The sequence below is a fragment of the Paracoccus onchidii genome, assembly GCF_028294535.1.
Classification (GTDB): domain Bacteria; phylum Pseudomonadota; class Alphaproteobacteria; order Rhodobacterales; family Rhodobacteraceae; genus Paracoccus; species Paracoccus onchidii.
This window is the reverse complement of the sequence record NZ_JAQBIE010000005.1, coordinates 25,947-42,364: the sequence shown is the minus strand read 5'-3', so window position 1 is coordinate 42,364 and position 16,418 is coordinate 25,947. Positions and strand designations below refer to the sequence as shown.

The window sequence follows — 16,418 nt, the reverse complement described above, 5'->3', positions numbered from 1 at the left end:
TTCCAGCGCTGGCCTGACGGTGTGCTGTCTCGGATGGCACGGGGGCGATAACATCGCCGCCGGGCGGGCCCGACAAGAGGCTTGCCCGTATTCGAGCAGCCGGGCGTTCAACCGCCCGCCATTCAGGAGCGATAAAGCATGTCGAAGAAGTTCATTCTCGGCCTCGTTCTGGTTTCGGCCTTTGCCGCCTGCCAGCGCCAGGAACCCGAAGTCTATGTGCCCACCACGCCAGATCCGGTCACGACCGAGCCGGTTTACCAGGGCAAATACGGCGGCTGACACCCCCGACCAAAACATGCGCGGGCGGCCCGGCTGCCCGTGCCTCCGGCGCCCCAACCTCATGAGGGCACCATGCTGAAACATCGTGGCTTTCCAAGCCGCCTTCCCGGCACCGATTACCAATTCACCATTCGCCGCGAAAATCGCAAGAAGGGCGCGACTCCGATTACCCGTCGCGAACGTTTCCGCGATCGCAAACCCGCCGACAAGCGGGCCGATGCCGGCTTTCTGTCCGCCTTGATCCAGCATTTCGGTGCCGAACCATTCGAGCGCGGAAATCTGGACGCAGGTCGGATTGGCTGGTTGATCGGGCGCGAAATTGTCGCCATCGGCGAATTGGACCCGACCGATTACGCGCAGCTGCTCCAGGTCGATTTCACCGCCGCCGAAGCATCATTTCCCGAATTGTTCGCCACCAACGATCAGCCCGATTTCGATTGGGATGATGCCGATTGGGGCGACGAGGACGATGACTGATGCTTATGCGCGGTTCTCTGCCATATCGCCGTTTTTCACACCCATGTCAGTTTGACGGGCATGGCAACTATGTAATAGTCGATTGGCACTTGAGAAAACTGGCCCGTGCAGGGTCGTCAGATACAGGCATAACAAAATGCAAAATTCGCTGTTCATTCGCCTCGCCGGCCTCACTTTCGCAGCAGCCGGGCTTTCGGCCTGCGCTTCGGGCTATCAGACCGGCCTCTCCCCCGACGCACAACGCGCCCTTGGCGGAGCTGCTGCCGGTGCCGTCATCGCAGAAGTTCTGGACGAAGATATCGCAGCCGGCGCAGCCATCGGCGCGGCCGGTGGTGCATTGTGTGACGACGCGGGCGTCTGCCAGCGCCGCTACTGATCGTCGGACCCGGATTCGCGCGGGGGTTTTTCCTGCGTCCATTAACAAGACTGGAAACAAACTATGCGGAAATTCCTCTCTGCTTCAGCAGTGCTCGCAGTTATCGCAGTTTCAGCCTGCACGCAAAACATCAATCCGACCGATACGGACCGCGCACTTATCGGCGCAGGCGCCGGTGCCGTCATCGCAGAGCTTGCCGGTGAAAACGTGCTGGGCGGTGCAGCAATCGGCGCGGCCGGTGGCGCATTGTGCGACGACGTCCGTCTTTGCGAATAACCAGGTTCCTGCGCGCGTCCGTCTGACGCGCCCTGACTTTTTCGAAACCGTCCGTGGCCTTGCGCCGCGGGCGGTTTTTTCATGTCTTTTTGACCGGGGGATCCCATGTTCAAGAAAATCCTGATCGCCAACCGGGGTGAGATCGCCTGCCGGGTCATCAAGACCGCCCGCAAGATGGGGATCCAGACGGTCGCGGTCTATTCCGACGCCGACCGCAACGCGCTGCATGTGAAGATGGCCGATGAGGCCGTTCATATCGGCCCGCCCCCGGCCAATCAGTCCTATATCGTGATCGACAAGATCATGGAGGCGATCCGCCAGACCGGCGCCGAGGCCGTGCATCCCGGCTATGGCTTTTTGTCCGAGAACCGCAAATTCGCCGAGGCATTGGAAGCTGCGGGTGTCGCCTTCATAGGCCCGCCGGCCTCGGCGATCGAGGCGATGGGCGACAAGATCACCTCGAAGAAACTGGCGCAGGAAGCCGGGGTCAGCACGGTGCCGGGCTATATGGGCCTGATCGCCGATGCCGATGAGGCGGTGAAGATCTCGGGCGAGATCGGCTATCCCGTGATGATCAAGGCCAGCGCGGGCGGCGGCGGCAAGGGCATGCGCATCGCCTGGAACGAGGAAGAAGCCCGCGAGGGCTTTGAATCCTCGAAGAACGAGGCCGCCAACAGCTTTGGCGACGACCGGATCTTCATCGAAAAATTCGTCACCCAGCCGCGCCATATCGAAATTCAGGTGCTGGCCGACCAGCATGGCAATGCGGTCTATCTGCATGAACGCGAATGCTCGATCCAGCGCCGCAATCAGAAGGTGATCGAGGAAGCCCCCTCGCCCTTCCTGGACGAAGCCACCCGCAAGGCCATGGGCGAACAGGCGGTGGCACTGGCCAAGGCGGTGAACTATACCAGCGCGGGCACCGTCGAATTCATCGTCGATGGCGACCGGAATTTCTACTTCCTCGAAATGAACACCCGCCTGCAGGTGGAACATCCGGTAACGGAACTGATCACCGGCGTCGATCTGGTCGAACAGATGATCCGCGTGGCCGGCGGAGAACAGCTGCCCTTTGCGCAGTCCGATCTGACGATCAATGGCTGGGCCATGGAAAGCCGCCTTTACGCCGAAGACCCCTATCGCGGTTTCCTGCCCTCGATCGGGCGGCTGACCCGCTATAGCCCGCCCGCTGAAATCGCCGCCGGACCGTTGAAGGATTCCGGCAACTGGGTCAACGCCAATGAAGGCGGCAACAGCCCCGTCGCCGTGCGCAATGATACCGGCGTCTATGAGGGCGGCGAAATAAGCATGTTCTATGACCCGATGATCGCCAAGCTCTGCACATGGGCGCCGTCGCGTGATGACGCCATAGAGGCGATGCGCGTCGCGCTGGACGAGTTCGAGGTCGAGGGAATCGGCCACAACCTGCCTTTCCTTTCGGCAGTGATGGACCACCCCAAATTCACTTCGGGCGATATGACCACCGCGTTCATTGCCGAAGAATATCCTGACGGCTTTCAAGGGGTCAGCCCCTCGCACCCGGCCACGATCCGCATCGCGGCGGCGGCGGCGGCGATGCATCGCGTCGCGGAAATACGCCGCACACGTATCAGCGGACGTCTGGACAACCACGAACGGCACGTGGGCGAGCATTGGGTCGTCTTTGTTGCCGAAACCGAGGTGCCCGTGCGGATCCGGGCCGATCGCGACGGCGCAACAGTGACGGTGGACGGAAAGGATCTTCGCATCGAAAGCGATTGGACCCCCGGCGATTCCTTGGCCCGTCTGACGGTGGACAGAGAATTGCTGGTCCTCAAGGTTGACAAGATCGCCGCAGGATATCGGCTGCGCAGTCGTGGCGCGGATTTGAAAGTCCATATTCGCCGCCCGCGCGCGGCCGAGCTGGTCCGGCTGATGCCACAGAAAGTTGCACCGGACACATCGAAATTCCTGCTCTGTCCGATGCCCGGCCTGATCGTCAAAATCAATGTCGCCGTCGGTGACGAAGTTCAGGAAGGCCAGCCCCTGGCCACGGTCGAGGCAATGAAAATGGAAAATATCCTGCGTGCCGAAAAGAAAGGTGTCGTGAAAGCGATCAACACCGAGGCCGGGCAAAGCCTCAAGGTCGATGATGTGATCATGGAATTCGAATGATCGCATTTGCCCGCCCTATGCCGATCCAGGATATGTTGGGGATATGCGGTTGATGCCGCCCCTTGATTCATATCTTGCTCCGCAAGCGCAGCAGGCCGTCATTGCCGGCCTGTTTCTGGCGATCGGTTGGTGGGTCGTGGCGCTGCAAAATCGCAAGCGCGACGCCAAGCTGCGCGCGGACCGCGTGCGCGATGTGCAACGGGCGCTTTTTGCCGAAATTCGAGCATATCTTGCGGCCCTGCGGCGTGACAATGTCGGGGAATACGGCGCAAAGATCCGGGAACGTATCTTGAACGAACCCGGCTATTTCCCTGTCATTCCAAGCGAAAACAACAACGCGATATTCAAGGCGATCGCCGGCGAAATACACGTACTGCCGCGCGACACGGTGGACCCGATCGTGTTGTATTACAGCCAATTGAATGCAATTTCCGCGATCATCGCGGATCTGCGCCAATTAAAACTTGGCGTGATCGGTGCCGAGCGGGCAGCGAACATGTATCGCGATTACATTTCGATGAAGATAGAGGCGCTTGAACTGGGCGATCAGGCGCTTGAGGCGATTCGCGCCAATATAGACGGGCGCGCTGCCAATGTTGATGCTGCCAGTGTCGATACGGTCAATAACCCGGCTTCGGGCCGGTCCGACCAGTAATCGGCGGAGGGTTGTAAGATGTCGTGCTCATCGCTGAACTCCTTTCCCGGTTTTGATAATATAGGCGTTTCGCCAGCATATTTCAATTGTCATGGCATGACCCCTGCCCGCCCGATTTCCTGGCGACGCAAGGGAAACTTGTCGATTGCACGACTGATCTCGCGAATATCCCAGGGGAGTGGCTTACGCAATTTCACCTGCCCGTCCTTGTCCAGAACCACCAATGAAAAACCACGTGGATGCAGCAATTCCCGCCAGGGGCTGCCGCCTTCGGGATCGGTGTCCACAATCACCACGACGTCACGTTCGACCAGCATTGCGGGGCGTGTGCGTAACGCCGACATCTGTTCCCGAAAGGCGGGATCTTCTGGTGTATCGGCAAAAACCACGACCGGGCGCGACACCCAGCGAAACTGGTCCGGCTGCACATCTGCGGCCGCATGTTCTTCGACGCGAAGCGGTGGGGCTTCGGGCATTTTGGGGCTGGCGATCTCTTCGGGGCTTGCGGGCGCGGGGGGGCTTGTCGGCTCTGGCGTTGCGATATCGGCATCGACCGATGGCGCCGCAGCTTCTCGGGCCGGGCCCATGGCGGCCAGAGCCATCGCAAATATCAGGAAATTCAACTTCATCGGCACCTCTTCCTTATCTGAATATAGGACGAGTCAGCCGCGGGGAAAGGACGGATCATGACAAAACCGACGCTTGATGACTGGCGCGCACTTGCCGAGAAAGAGCTGAAGGGCCGCGATCCCGACAGCCTGACCTGGGACACGCTGGAGGGAATTCCGGTCAAGCCGCTTTACACGCAGGCCGATACGGACGGGCTGGATCACATGAACAGCCTGCCGGGCATCGCGCCCTTCACGCGCGGGCCACGCGCCACGATGTATGCGGGCCGCCCCTGGACGATCCGGCAATATGCGGGCTTTTCCACGGCCGAGGAATCGAACGCCTTCTATCGCCGCAACCTTGCGGCCGGTCAGCAGGGCGTCTCGGTGGCCTTCGACCTGGCCACCCATCGCGGCTATGACAGCGACCATCCGCGGGTCGAGGGCGATGTCGGCAAGGCGGGCGTCGCCATCGACAGCGTCGAGGACATGAAGATCCTGTTCGACGGCATCCCGCTGGACAAGGTCAGCGTCAGCATGACCATGAACGGCGCGGTGATCCCGATTCTTGCGAATTTCATCGTCGCGGGCGAGGAGCAGGGCCACGACAAATCGGTCCTGTCCGGCACCATCCAGAACGACATCCTGAAAGAATTCATGGTGCGGAACACCTATATCTATCCGCCCGAGCCCTCGATGCGGATCATTTCCGACATCATCGAATTCACCAGTTCCGAAATGCCGCGCTTCAACAGCATCTCGATCTCCGGCTATCACATGCAAGAGGCCGGGGCGAACCTGGTGCAGGAACTGGCCTATACGCTGGCCGACGGGCGCGAATATGTGCGCGCGGCCATCGCGGCGGGCATGGATGTCGACGCCTTTGCGGGGCGGCTGTCCTTCTTCTTCGCCATCGGCATGAACTTCTTCATGGAGATCGCCAAGCTGCGCGCCGCACGCCTGCTGTGGCACCGCATCATGGACGAATTCGGCGCGAAAAAGGCGGGGTCCAAGATGCTGCGCACCCATTGCCAGACCTCGGGCGTGTCGTTGCAGGAACAGGACCCCTACAACAACGTCATCCGCACGGCCTATGAGGCGATGTCGGCAGCCCTTGGCGGCACGCAGTCGCTGCACACCAACGCGCTGGACGAGGCCATCGCGCTGCCCACCGATTTCAGCGCCCGCATCGCGCGCAACACGCAGCTGATCCTGCAGGAGGAAACCGGCATCACCAATGTCGTCGATCCGCTGGCAGGCAGCTACTATATCGAAAGCCTGACCGCCGAACTGGCCGAAAAGGCATGGGCCCTGATCGAAGAGGTCGAAGAAATGGGCGGCATGACCAAGGCCGTCGCGTCCGGCATGCCCAAGCTGCGGATCGAGGAGACCGCCGCCCGTCGTCAGGCCCTGATCGACCGGGGCGAGGATGTGATCGTCGGCGTCAACAAGTACCGCAAGGACCGCGAAGACCCGATCGACATTCTGGACGTGGACAACGTCAAGGTCCGTGCCAGCCAGATCGCGCGGCTTGAAAACATCCGCGCCACCCGCGACGAGGCCGCCTGTCAGGCGGCGCTGGACGAACTTGCCCGCCGCGCCACGCAGGGCGGCAACCTGCTGGCCGCCGCCGTCGAGGCCGCCCGCGCCCGCGCAACCGTAGGGGAGATCAGCATGGCGATGGAAAAGGAATTCGGGCGTCACCGCGCCGAGGTCAAGACGCTGGCCGGTGTCTATGGCGCGGCCTACGAGGGCGACGAGGGCTTTGCCCAGATCCAGAAGGATGTCGAAACCTTCGCCGAGGAGGAAGGCCGCCGTCCCCGGATGCTGGTCGTCAAGATGGGTCAGGACGGCCACGATCGCGGCGCCAAGGTGATCGCGACCGCCTTTGCCGATATCGGTTTCGATGTTGATGTCGGCCCGCTGTTCCAGACCCCGGAAGAGGCCGCGCAGGATGCCGTGGACAACGACGTGCATGTCGTGGGCATCAGTTCGCAGGCGGCAGGTCACAAAACCTTGGCGCCGAAGCTGATCGAGGCGCTGAAGGCGCAGGGCGCGGGCGACATCCTTGTGATCTGCGGCGGCGTCATCCCGCAGCAGGATTACGAATTCCTGCAGAAAGCTGGCGTCAAGGCTATCTTTGGCCCCGGCACGAATATCCCGGCCGCAGCGGCCGACATCCTGAGTCTGATCCGGGCTGCGCGCAAAGACTAGGCATGAAAAAGGCCGCAGAGCGATCTGCGGCCTTAATTCAGTATCATCTATCGACTGTCGTTAGACATCCTCGATCCGCAATTCGACGGGGTCGCTGACCAGAACCCCGGTGCGCGGCAGAACCTCGATGGCGTGGTCGATCGCGTCAGGCGTCGTCTTATGGGTCACGACCAGAACCGGCACGCTTGCCTTGTTCGTGTGCCCATATTGACGCATGCGGTCGATCGAAATGCCCGCATCCCCCAGAACCGTCGCGACCTTGGCCAATGCGCCGGGCTTGTCCTGCAGTTCAAGCCGCATGTAATAGGCTGCGGGCACGGCAGTCCGGGCAGGCTGTGCAGCGGTCAAGCTGGTCGCGGGTTGACCGAATACCGACAGCCGCACACCGCGCGCGACCTCGACGATATCGGACATCACGGCGCTGGCCGTCGGACCTTCGCCCGCCCCTGCGCCCCGCAACACGATCTGGCCAACCGCATCGCCTTCGACGATGACCATGTTGGTGCCGCCATTCAACTGTCCAAGCGGGCTGTCCGCAGGCACCAGACAGGGCGACATGCGCTGTTCCAGACCACGCGCAGTCATCTGGGCAACGCCCAGCAATTTGATGCGATAGCCCATATCGGCGGCACGGTTGATGTCGTCGATGCTGACCCGTTCGATGCCCTCGATCTCGACATTGTCGAAATCGACCTGCGTTCCGAAGGCAATCGAAGACAGAATCGCCAGTTTATGCCCCGCATCGATGCCGCCGACATCCAGTGTCGGATCGGCTTCAAGATAGCCAAGCTGACGCGCTTCTTCGAACACGGTCTCATAAGGCAGGCCGGCGCTTTCCATCCGTGTCAGGATATAGTTGCAGGTGCCGTTCATGACACCCATCACCCGCTGCACTTCGTTTCCGGCGAGGGATTCGGTCATTGTCTTGATGACCGGAATGCCGCCCGCAACGGCCGCCTCGAAGCGGATCACCCGCCCAAGGCTTTCGGCCAGCTCGGCCAGTTCCTGACCATGCTTTGCCAGCAAAGCCTTGTTGGCGGTCACGACATCCTTGCCCGAGCGCAGCGCGGCCTCGATGCTGTCCTTGGCAATGCCGCTATCGCCGCCCACCAGCTCGACATACAGATCGACATCATCCGCCGTGGCCACGGCCATCGGGTCTGTTTCCCAGCGATAGCCCGACAAATCCGCATCGCGGTTCTTCATTCGATCGCGTGCGGACACAGCGGTAATGGCAACCTCGCGCCCGGAACGGACGTTCAGCAACTCTGCGCGTTTCTGCACGATCTTGACGACACCGATCCCGACGGTGCCTAGCCCGGCAATGCCCAGGCGGAGGGGGGACGACATGAAAGCCTCTCGTCTTGGATTGGACGGGTTGTTAGCCTGCCCTTACGGCCGTTGCAACGCGCGATCGCAAATTCGCGCATAACTCGTCCCGATTGTTGCGGCAAAGATGCCGCAAGACAGTGGCCTAGTCTTCGTCATATTCATGGCCGACCCATTCGCCATCAATCCCGGTCGCGCGCATGATTGACACCACACGACGTGCAAGCCGCAATGTTTCAGCATGGATCTTCTGAACATCCCCGGCATTCATGTCATCGGGATAGCGTTCGCCCCGCGTGTTGATGAATGTCGGATGCCAGTATCCGTGTTCCGCCCCCGGCCGCCATGACGCATGGCACAGCAGATTGCGCCGCAATCGGGTTTGCTGAAGCGCGGCGATCAGTTCGCCACGGCCGGACACACCAGCCTGTGACATCGCGGCCCCGAAACTGTCGATCAGGGTGCCAAGCGAGTCATCGGCAATATCATCGATCCGCCGCAGCCATTTTTCCAGCTCGGCCTCGGTCGCGTCTTCTCCGAGGCCCTGCCTGGTCAGGGAAAACAACGCGCGCTTCAACGCTTCTTCCAGAAAGCCGAAACCCGCGACGGCATGGCCGATCGCGGCAGCCATGTCATCGGACAACCGATCCGGCGCACGCGGCAGGCTCATGCGGGATCGATCACAGGCATCGCAATTCCACCCGGCACAGATCAGCCGCCGGCGATAATGCGAACATAGTTGCGGGTCTCACGATAGGGCGGGATCCCGTTATATTTCGATACCGCACCCGGCCCTGCATTATAGGCCGCCAGTGCAAGGCGCCAGTTCCCGAACTGATCATACATCATGCGCAGATAGCGCGCGCCACCCTGAAGATTCTGCAACGGATCATGCGGATTCACGCCCAGCTTGGCGGCAGTTCCCGGCATCAGCTGCGCCAGGCCCGTGGCCCCTTTGTGCGAGCGCGCCCGCGGGTTCCAGCCGGATTCCTGCTGCACCAGCCGCAGGAACAGATCCTCGGGAATGCCGTATTTGCGCGCCGCCGCACGTGCATGCGGGACATAATCGCTGTTCTTGCCCCGATAGGCCGGAATATTCGTGGACAGTTCAATGCCGACGATGCTGCGATTGCCGCCATTGGGCTGCAGTCGAACCGATTGCTGATACTGTGTCGCCAACCGCGAATCCATCAGCCGCGTCTGCCGGGCAAATTGATCCGCCCGCGACTTGGAAGAGCTTCCCGTCAGACGCAGCCCTTCGGCCGCAACCGGAGTCGCCAGTGCCACCATCAAGGCAATGCCAATCGCTGTTCTTGCTTTCGGAATGATCCGCATCCATCTGCCCTCATTCGTTATATCGCCGAAAACCCGAGGCAGGAATGCCTTGCCGTCGGGCTGTTCATCGCGCCTGATTACGACCGACGCGTTGGCCGAGACTATACAGCAAATCCGAAATCCTGCCAGCGGGCAGGAAATCACGTTCTTTCCGCCCCGCACCATAGGCGGAAACCCGCCGAAACGGGACTGGCCTTCCTGACCCGCGACCATACTGCCCGGACTTGCAGCTTGCACCCCGGCTGGGCTAGACCCCATGCTCAAGGAATTCGAAGCAGGGAACTCGGCAATGGCAGGCAGCGTCAACAAGGTCATTCTGATCGGCAATCTGGGCCGCGATCCGGAAATCAGGTCATTCCAGAACGGCGGCAAGGTCGCCAATCTGCGGATCGCGACATCCGAACAATGGAAAGACCGCAATACCGGCGAACGGCGCGAACGCACCGAATGGCATTCGGTGGCAATCATGTCCGAAGGCCTGGTCAATGTCGTCGAGCGGTTCCTGAAAAAGGGCAGCAAGGTCTATGTCGAGGGCCAGCTGGAAACCCGCAAATGGCAAGACCAATCCGGTCAGGACCGCTATTCGACCGAGGTTGTCCTGCGCGGCTTCAACGGCACCCTGCAAATGCTTGACGGTCGCGGAGAAGGCGGCGGTGGCGGTGGCGGCAGCTATAGCGGCGGAGGTTATGGCGGCGGCAATGATGGCTATCGCAATGAACCGACGGGCGGAGGCGCCTCATCCGGGGGACCGGGCGGTGGTTCCGGTGGACGCAGCGACTACGACGACGAAATCCCGTTCTGATCACCAGGCAATCTGATGCGCCCGACGACATCTGGTCATGACGGGCGCATTTCTCCGCAGATGGAACGCGCCGCGTGTGGCGCGCTCCGCTACGATCCGGATGCGATGCGCGCCGGCGCGCATGTCCGGCCAAAGATCACTCAGTTGAAGGTAAGGATCTGATGCGCGCATTGTCGCAAGCATTCGCGATTATGCGCCGAGGTTCGGGCATGACGCCGGAACCGGCTCATGGCCAGATTGCCGGCATCGTCCTGTTATGCGGTGCGGTGCTGTTCTTCACCCTGATGGATGCATCGGCCAAATACCTGACACAGACCTATCCCGTCGCTCAGGTCGTTTGGGCGCGTTTCTTTGGCAATGCGCTGATTGTCACCCTGATCTTTCACCGTAAGATCCCTGCCCTGCTGCGCAGCCGCCAACCCGCCTTGCAGTTCTGGCGGGCGATGGCGCAGCTTGCTTCGGTCGGGCTGTTCTTTACCTCACTGCAGTTCATCGGGCTGGCGGAAGCCACGGCGATCATGGACACCAATCCCGTGCTGATAACATTGGGCGCGGCGCTGTTCCTGGGTGAACGTATCGGCATCCGGCGGGTATTGGGCATCGCCGCTGCCCTTCTGGGTGCGATGATCATCATCCGCCCCGGTCCCGGCGTTTTCCAGCCCGCCGCATTGCTGCCCGTCATCGGGGCGTTCACCTATGCCGCAGGCGCGTTGCTGACCCGGCTTGTGCGCAGCGATTCCACGGCGACATCGATCTTGTGGTCGGCCTATATCGGTCTGCTGGCCACGTCCTGCATCGTTCCTTTCATCTGGCAACCGATCGCATTGCAACATCTCTGGGCGTTCTTGGCGCTCAGTGTCGTTGGAACGGTCAGCCAGGTTCTGTTGATCAAGGCATTTTCTCTGGCCGAAGCCGGCACCCTTGCCCCGTTCGGATATACCGGGCTGATCTGGGCCGGGCTTTGGGGCTGGCTGTTTTTCGACCAGTTTCCCGACAGCTGGACCATTCTGGGCGCGACCATTATCGTCGGGGCCGGTTTGTATGTCTGGTCACGAGAGGCCCGTATGGCGAAGGGACAAGGATGAGTGAGGAAGACAAGCCCCCATTGACGGATCGGCTGGCCAGTTCAGCCTTTCTGGCGATCATGTCCGCCGTCAAATTGTTGCCATATGAACAGCGCATCAGATCGGTCGGCTGGATCTTTGGCCATGTCGTCGGGCCTGTCGCCGGATGGCGCCGCCGTATACGTGCAAATCTTGCCCTTGCCCGCCCCGATCTGACCCAAGACGAAATCCGTGCGCTGGAACGCGCCGTGCCCGCAAATGCCGGTAAATCAGTCGCCGAAATCTATTCCGGAAAAGAGTTCACTGACCGGATCGAAGCATCGGATCCGCTGGAGGGCCCCGGACTGCCAGCGTTGGAGCAGGCCTTCGAAACGGGGCGACCGGTCATTATCGCCTGTGCGCATTTCGGCAATTATGATGCCATGAGATCCGCATTGGTCGCCAGGGGCTGGCCGGTTGGCGCCCTGTATCGCCCGATGAACAACGAGGCGTTCAACCAGCATTATGTCCCGGCCATTTCGGCCATTTCAGAACCCCTGTTTCCGCGCGGGCGCGCCGGTCTGGCTGCGATGCTGCGGTTTTTGAAGGGTGGCGGATGGCTGGCGCTGGGGTTTGACCAGCATGACCGCCATGCGCCCGAGCTGCGCTTTTTCGATCTGCCCAGCAAGACCGTCCTGACGCCTGCCGAACTGGCGGTTCGATATGACGCCCTGCTCCTGCCCGTGCACGGCTTGCGCCGCGATGACGGTCTGTCTTTCCGGGTTCTGGTCGGCCACCCAATCGAACATGGCGAACCCAAAGACATGATGCAGGCGCTGAATGACGATCTGGAAATGCAGGTGCGGCGGCATATGGACCAGTGGTTCTGGGTCCATCGGCGCTGGAAACAGATCGGCTGACTGGCCCGACCACACCCAACGACAGCAGAAACGAAAACAGCCGCCGAAATTCGGCGGCTGTTTCGATTGATCATGTGCCGGGCCTAGACGGCCTCTGCACGACGGGCCGGCGATGCGGCCTCGCGGCGGGCGCGCAATTCCTCGGCCACGAGGAACGCCAGTTCCAGAGACTGGCTTGCGTTCAGGCGCGGATCGCAGGCGGTATGATACCGGTCCGACAGATCTTCATCGGTCACGGCGCGCACACCGCCCGTGCATTCGGTCACGTCCTTGCCGGTCATTTCGAAATGGACGCCGCCCGGAATCGTTCCCTCTGCATTGTGAACGGCAAAGAATTCCCGGACTTCACGCAGGATCGAATCGAATTGGCGGGTTTTGTATCCGGTCGATGACTTGATGACATTCCCGTGCATCGGATCGCAGGACCAAACCACATTGGCCCCCTCTTGCTGGACCGCCTGAATGAGACGCGGCAAGTGATCACCGACGCTTCCGGCACCAAAGCGTGCAATCAACGTCAGGCGTCCGGCCTCGTTCTCGGGGTTCAGTTTTTCCATCAGAACCTTCAGATCATCAGCCGTGGTCGTCGGACCACATTTCAGACCGATCGGGTTCTGGACGCCGCGGCAGAACTCGACATGTGCGCCATCGGGCTGACGGGTGCGATCGCCGATCCAGATCATGTGCCCCGACCCCGCAACCGGTGTGTCGGTCGTGGTATCGATGCGGGCCAGCGCCTCTTCGTATTCCAGCAACAACGCTTCGTGGCTGGTGTAGAAATCCACCTTCGACAGCTGATGTGCGGTTTCCGAATTTACGCCCGCCGCCTGCATGAAGGCCATCGCGTCACGAATGTGATCGGCAATATCGCGATATTTCGCGGCCTCCGATCCGCCGACAAAATCGGCGATCCAGCTCTGGACACGCTGCATATCGGCAAAACCGCCGGTCGAGAACGCGCGCAGCAGATTCAGCGATGCAGCCGCCTGCGTATAGGCCGCCAGCATACGCTTGGGATCGGGGGTCCGGGCGTCAGCCGTGAAATCGAAGCCATTGATGATATCCCCGCGATAGCTGGGCAGCTCGACCCCATCCACGGTTTCCGTCGGGGCGCTGCGCGGCTTGGCGAACTGGCCCGCCATACGGCCCACCTTGACCACGGGCAGCTGCGCCCCCCAGGTCAGGACCACGGCCATCTGCAGGATGACCTTGAAGGTATCGCGGATATTGTCGGCGCTGAATTCATTGAAGCTTTCGGCGCAATCGCCCCCTTGCAGCAGAAAACGCCGCCCGGCCGCCACCTCGGCCAGTTCATTGCGCAGACGGCGGGCTTCGCCGGCAAATACCAGGGGCGGGTACTGGCGCAACTGTGCCTCGACCGCCGCAAGTGCGGCGGGATCGGTATATTCCGGCATCTGCACCCGAGGATAGTTGCGCCAGCCGGCCTTGTCCCAGCTTTGGGTGGCGGTCTTGCGGTTATCCTGCGTCATGATACGCGCTCCTTGAAAAATGGTCGCATCGATATAGTCCTTTGCGACCGTCAGGGAAAGACCCGACCGCCCATGAAAACCGGCAAGGCAAGGCATTTGCCGAAATCTCCTCTTGCCTGTCACGAAAATCCCTGTTGACTGGCTCGAACACCTGTCGCCGTGAGATAGCCGAATGCCATCCGAAAGACCGCGCCGATTTACCTTCTTGTTGCTGGATCGTTTCACGATGCTGCCCTTTGCCGCAACGCTGGAACCGCTACGGCTGGCCAACCGGGCAGCGGGCGCGACCCTTTATGAATGGCGCCTTGTCGGCGCATCTGGCGATATCGCAAGATGCTCGAACGGCACCTGTGTCGTGCTGGATGCGGGTCTTGACCCGAACATAACGTTGTCGCGCGACGATGTCGTCATTGTCTGTGGCGGCACGGAAATCGGTCGCGAGGCCACCAAGCCGGTGCTGAACTGGCTGCGCAAACAGGCCCGCGGCGGGGCCATGATCGGCGCGATCTGCACCGGTTCGTGGGTGATCGCGGCCGCGGGACTGCTGGACGGGCGCAAGGCCACGATCCATTGGGAATTTCATGACGGCTTCTCCGAGGCCTATCCCGATGTCGATCTGTTCAGGTCGGTCTTCGTCGATGACGGCAACCGCTTGTCGGCGGCAGGCGGAACCTCTCCGATTGACCTTGTGCTGCATCTGATCGCACATAGCCACGGCGATGATCTGGCCGCGACGGTGGCCGATCAGATGCTGCACACTTCGATCAGAACCAATCAGGACAGCCAGCGCCTGTCGATCCCCACAAGGATCGGGGTGCGCCATCCCAGATTGGCCGCGGTAATTGCCCGAATGGAAGAAAACCTGGAAGATCCGATCAGCCCGGCGCGACTTGCCGCCGACGCGGGGATGTCGACCCGGCAGCTGGAGCGACTGTTTCGCAAATACCTCAACCGCAGCCCCAAACGTTATTACATGGAAACCCGTCTGGGCCGCGCACGCAACCTGTTGATGCAAACGGAATTGTCGATCATCGAGGTTGCCCTGGCATCAGGCTTTTCCAGCCCGTCGCATTTTTCGAAATGCTATCGTGCCCAATATGGCAGCACGCCTTACCGTGAACGCGGTACGGGTGCGTCAAACACGCCGCAATCCAGCCCCGGCGCCTGAATTTTCACGGATTAACAACACTTAACGCTTCATTAACTTTCGATGGTTAATGAATGAAGGCGGTCGGGCGGGTAATCGGGGTCCACGCCCCGGCCTGCACTGCGGCTGGCACGCAAGCTCGGATGGCAAGGGGGCGATGGATTATCAGGTAACCATGCTGACGCTAAGTCAGATTATCCCGACCGGCACCGGCACCGCCCGTTACGCGCCATGGTCCGGCACCTCGTCGCCAATCACGTTCCCCGATGGCCAGCTGACCACGATCACGATTGCCGATGATGACCCCGAGTTCGAATCCAGCTATTACACCCCGGAAGAAACCCAACAAACACTGGTGCACGACACGACCTTCGGTTACGGCGCGGCCGAGGAAACGATTCCGGCCGGAACGCAACTGTCCAATTTCATCGGCTCTTACATTGTCGACGCCGACGGCAATCGGTTCCAGGCGGTTTTTCCGCGCGATTTCACCGCATCGACATCGGATTCAGAACTTGGCGAAAAGTATTCCGTCCTCTTGTTCCCGGTCGAGAATGTCGATCCCGATACCGGCGACGTAAGCTATCCGGAATTCTCGCTGGAAAATCAATATCGCTTTGTCAGCATCAATCCGATCGGCACAGCCGATGACAGCCTGGACTATCCGCCATCTTCAGTGACATGTTTCGTATCAGGCACTGGAATCGTTACCACCCAAGGCACCCGCCCCATCGAAAAGCTTGCCGTCGGCGATCTGGTGCTGACCCGGGACAAGGGGTTTCAGGCGATCCGCTGGATCGGGAACACCCGACTTGACGCGCGGCAACTCGACATGCGCCCCCAATTGCGGCCCATTCGCATTGCCAAGGATGCCTTGGGCGACGGCACCCCGCAGGCCGATCTGATTGTGTCGCCCCAACATCGCGTGCTGGTTCGCTCTCGGATCGCGGCGCGCATGTTCGGCGCCCCGGAGGTGCTGGTTGCCGCCAAGCATCTGGTTGGCCTGCCCGGGATCGAGCTGATGCGGAATGCGCAAAGCGTCACCTATTGGCATATCCTGTTTCAGTCTCACGAGATCGTGCTGTCCGAAGGCGCGTGGACCGAAAGCCTGTATACAGGCGCGACCGCGCTGAAATCGGTGTCAGCCGCCGCCAGACGAGAGATCCTTTCGCTATTCCCCGAGTTGCGCGACAAAAGCTTTTCCCCGACACCGGCGCGGCCGCTGGCATCGGGCCGGACGGGGCGCAAGCTTGCCGAACGCCACAAAAAGAACGGCAAGCGGCTGATTGCCGCAACCTAGATCGGGGGCAGCC

Annotated in this window: 17 protein-coding genes; 12 read left to right on the top strand and 5 right to left on the bottom strand. The window is 61.0% G+C overall.

Annotation, left to right across the window (positions count from 1 at the left end; translation table 11 throughout):
• Positions 1–138: 138 nt before the first annotated feature.
• The 6 genes from PAF17_RS05280 (at position 139) to PAF17_RS05255 (ending at position 4,217) form a co-directional block, all read left to right on the top strand.
• A complete protein-coding gene (locus PAF17_RS05280; protein ID WP_271888047.1) occupies positions 139–279 on the top strand; it encodes a hypothetical protein in 141 nt (46 codons plus the stop codon).
• A 72-nt stretch (positions 280–351) separates the two neighbouring features.
• Entirely contained in the window at positions 352–756 is a 405-nt protein-coding gene (locus PAF17_RS05275; protein WP_271888046.1) for a hypothetical protein, read from the top strand.
• 136 nt (positions 757–892) lie between these two features.
• Positions 893–1,132, top strand: a complete 240-nt coding sequence (locus PAF17_RS05270) for a hypothetical protein (protein ID WP_271888045.1) — start codon at positions 893–895, stop codon at positions 1,130–1,132.
• Positions 1,133–1,222: 90 nt separating this feature from the next.
• The gene (locus PAF17_RS05265; RefSeq protein WP_271888044.1) at positions 1,223–1,408 is read left to right on the top strand and encodes a hypothetical protein; all 186 of its coding nucleotides are present in this window, start codon (positions 1,223–1,225) and stop codon (positions 1,406–1,408) included.
• Positions 1,409–1,513: 105 nt separating this feature from the next.
• Positions 1,514–3,562 carry an acetyl-CoA carboxylase biotin carboxylase subunit gene (locus tag PAF17_RS05260; protein ID WP_271888043.1) on the top strand — a complete coding sequence of 683 codons (2,049 nt, stop codon included), beginning with the start codon at positions 1,514–1,516 and terminating at the stop codon, positions 3,560–3,562.
• Between the two features lie 52 nt (positions 3,563–3,614).
• Positions 3,615–4,217: a hypothetical protein gene (locus tag PAF17_RS05255; protein WP_271888042.1), complete on the top strand. Its 603-nt coding sequence runs from the start codon at positions 3,615–3,617 to the stop codon at positions 4,215–4,217.
• Positions 4,218–4,306: 89 nt separating this feature from the next.
• Here PAF17_RS05255 and PAF17_RS05250 read toward each other — a convergent pair whose 3' ends face one another.
• Entirely contained in the window at positions 4,307–4,846 is a 540-nt protein-coding gene (locus tag PAF17_RS05250; protein WP_271888041.1) for a DUF4174 domain-containing protein, read from the bottom strand.
• Between the two features lie 57 nt (positions 4,847–4,903).
• Between PAF17_RS05250 and scpA the strand changes: the two genes are divergently transcribed.
• Entirely contained in the window at positions 4,904–7,039 is a 2,136-nt protein-coding gene (gene scpA / locus PAF17_RS05245; protein ID WP_271888040.1) for a methylmalonyl-CoA mutase, read from the top strand.
• Positions 7,040–7,099: 60 nt separating this feature from the next.
• Here scpA and PAF17_RS05240 read toward each other — a convergent pair whose 3' ends face one another.
• From PAF17_RS05240 to PAF17_RS05230, 3 genes are all read right to left on the bottom strand, one after another.
• Complete coding sequence (locus tag PAF17_RS05240; protein ID WP_271888039.1) at positions 7,100–8,389, bottom strand: homoserine dehydrogenase; 1,290 nt, start codon at positions 8,387–8,389, stop codon at positions 7,100–7,102.
• 124 nt (positions 8,390–8,513) lie between these two features.
• Positions 8,514–9,038 carry a hypothetical protein gene (locus PAF17_RS05235; RefSeq protein WP_271888038.1) on the bottom strand — a complete coding sequence of 175 codons (525 nt, stop codon included), beginning with the start codon at positions 9,036–9,038 and terminating at the stop codon, positions 8,514–8,516.
• Positions 9,039–9,079: 41 nt separating this feature from the next.
• Complete coding sequence (locus PAF17_RS05230) at positions 9,080–9,703, bottom strand: lytic transglycosylase domain-containing protein (protein WP_271888037.1); 624 nt, start codon at positions 9,701–9,703, stop codon at positions 9,080–9,082.
• A 289-nt stretch (positions 9,704–9,992) separates the two neighbouring features.
• Between PAF17_RS05230 and ssb the strand changes: the two genes are divergently transcribed.
• The 3 genes from ssb (at position 9,993) to PAF17_RS05215 (ending at position 12,468) form a co-directional block, all read left to right on the top strand.
• On the top strand, positions 9,993–10,505 hold the full coding sequence (gene ssb, locus PAF17_RS05225; protein WP_271888036.1) for a single-stranded DNA-binding protein: 513 nt from the start codon (positions 9,993–9,995) through the stop codon (positions 10,503–10,505).
• Between the two features lie 209 nt (positions 10,506–10,714).
• Positions 10,715–11,590, top strand: a complete 876-nt coding sequence (locus PAF17_RS05220; RefSeq protein WP_271888035.1) for a DMT family transporter — start codon at positions 10,715–10,717, stop codon at positions 11,588–11,590.
• Entirely contained in the window at positions 11,587–12,468 is an 882-nt protein-coding gene (locus PAF17_RS05215) for a lysophospholipid acyltransferase family protein (RefSeq protein WP_271888034.1), read from the top strand. Before PAF17_RS05220 ends, PAF17_RS05215 begins: the two co-directional genes overlap by 4 nt.
• A gap of 83 nt (positions 12,469–12,551) precedes the next feature.
• Here the strand turns inward: PAF17_RS05215 and PAF17_RS05210 are convergent, their stop codons facing one another.
• A complete protein-coding gene (locus tag PAF17_RS05210) occupies positions 12,552–13,958 on the bottom strand; it encodes a class II 3-deoxy-7-phosphoheptulonate synthase (protein WP_271888033.1) in 1,407 nt (468 codons plus the stop codon).
• A gap of 172 nt (positions 13,959–14,130) precedes the next feature.
• On the opposite strand from PAF17_RS05210, the gene PAF17_RS05205 reads away from it, so the two are divergent.
• Positions 14,131–15,126, top strand: a complete 996-nt coding sequence (locus tag PAF17_RS05205) for a GlxA family transcriptional regulator (RefSeq protein ID WP_271888032.1) — start codon at positions 14,131–14,133, stop codon at positions 15,124–15,126.
• A gap of 136 nt (positions 15,127–15,262) precedes the next feature.
• Positions 15,263–16,405, top strand: a complete 1,143-nt coding sequence (locus PAF17_RS05200; RefSeq protein ID WP_271888031.1) for a Hint domain-containing protein — start codon at positions 15,263–15,265, stop codon at positions 16,403–16,405.
• The last annotated feature ends 13 nt before the right edge of the window (positions 16,406–16,418 follow it).

What these genes read in the sequence shown, in the direction of transcription:
- PAF17_RS05280 (WP_271888047.1), top strand. Translation starts at nt 139, where the DNA reads ATGTCGAAGAAGTTCATTCTCGGCCTCGTTCTGGTTTCGGCCTTTGCC.
- PAF17_RS05275 (WP_271888046.1), top strand. Translation starts at nt 352, where the DNA reads ATGCTGAAACATCGTGGCTTTCCAAGCCGCCTTCCCGGCACCGATTAC.
- PAF17_RS05270 (WP_271888045.1), top strand. Translation starts at nt 893, where the DNA reads ATGCAAAATTCGCTGTTCATTCGCCTCGCCGGCCTCACTTTCGCAGCA.
- PAF17_RS05260 (WP_271888043.1), top strand. Translation starts at nt 1,514, where the DNA reads ATGTTCAAGAAAATCCTGATCGCCAACCGGGGTGAGATCGCCTGCCGG.
- PAF17_RS05255 (WP_271888042.1), top strand. Translation starts at nt 3,615, where the DNA reads ATGCCGCCCCTTGATTCATATCTTGCTCCGCAAGCGCAGCAGGCCGTC.
- PAF17_RS05250 (WP_271888041.1), bottom strand. Translation starts at nt 4,846, where the DNA reads ATGAAGTTGAATTTCCTGATATTTGCGATGGCTCTGGCCGCCATGGGC.
- scpA (WP_271888040.1), top strand. Translation starts at nt 4,904, where the DNA reads ATGACAAAACCGACGCTTGATGACTGGCGCGCACTTGCCGAGAAAGAG.
- PAF17_RS05240 (WP_271888039.1), bottom strand. Translation starts at nt 8,389, where the DNA reads ATGTCGTCCCCCCTCCGCCTGGGCATTGCCGGGCTAGGCACCGTCGGG.
- PAF17_RS05235 (WP_271888038.1), bottom strand. Translation starts at nt 9,038, where the DNA reads ATGAGCCTGCCGCGTGCGCCGGATCGGTTGTCCGATGACATGGCTGCC.
- PAF17_RS05230 (WP_271888037.1), bottom strand. Translation starts at nt 9,703, where the DNA reads ATGCGGATCATTCCGAAAGCAAGAACAGCGATTGGCATTGCCTTGATG.
- ssb (WP_271888036.1), top strand. Translation starts at nt 9,993, where the DNA reads ATGGCAGGCAGCGTCAACAAGGTCATTCTGATCGGCAATCTGGGCCGC.
- PAF17_RS05220 (WP_271888035.1), top strand. Translation starts at nt 10,715, where the DNA reads ATGACGCCGGAACCGGCTCATGGCCAGATTGCCGGCATCGTCCTGTTA.
- PAF17_RS05215 (WP_271888034.1), top strand. Translation starts at nt 11,587, where the DNA reads ATGAGTGAGGAAGACAAGCCCCCATTGACGGATCGGCTGGCCAGTTCA.
- PAF17_RS05210 (WP_271888033.1), bottom strand. Translation starts at nt 13,958, where the DNA reads ATGACGCAGGATAACCGCAAGACCGCCACCCAAAGCTGGGACAAGGCC.
- PAF17_RS05205 (WP_271888032.1), top strand. Translation starts at nt 14,131, where the DNA reads ATGCCATCCGAAAGACCGCGCCGATTTACCTTCTTGTTGCTGGATCGT.
- PAF17_RS05200 (WP_271888031.1), top strand. Translation starts at nt 15,263, where the DNA reads ATGGATTATCAGGTAACCATGCTGACGCTAAGTCAGATTATCCCGACC.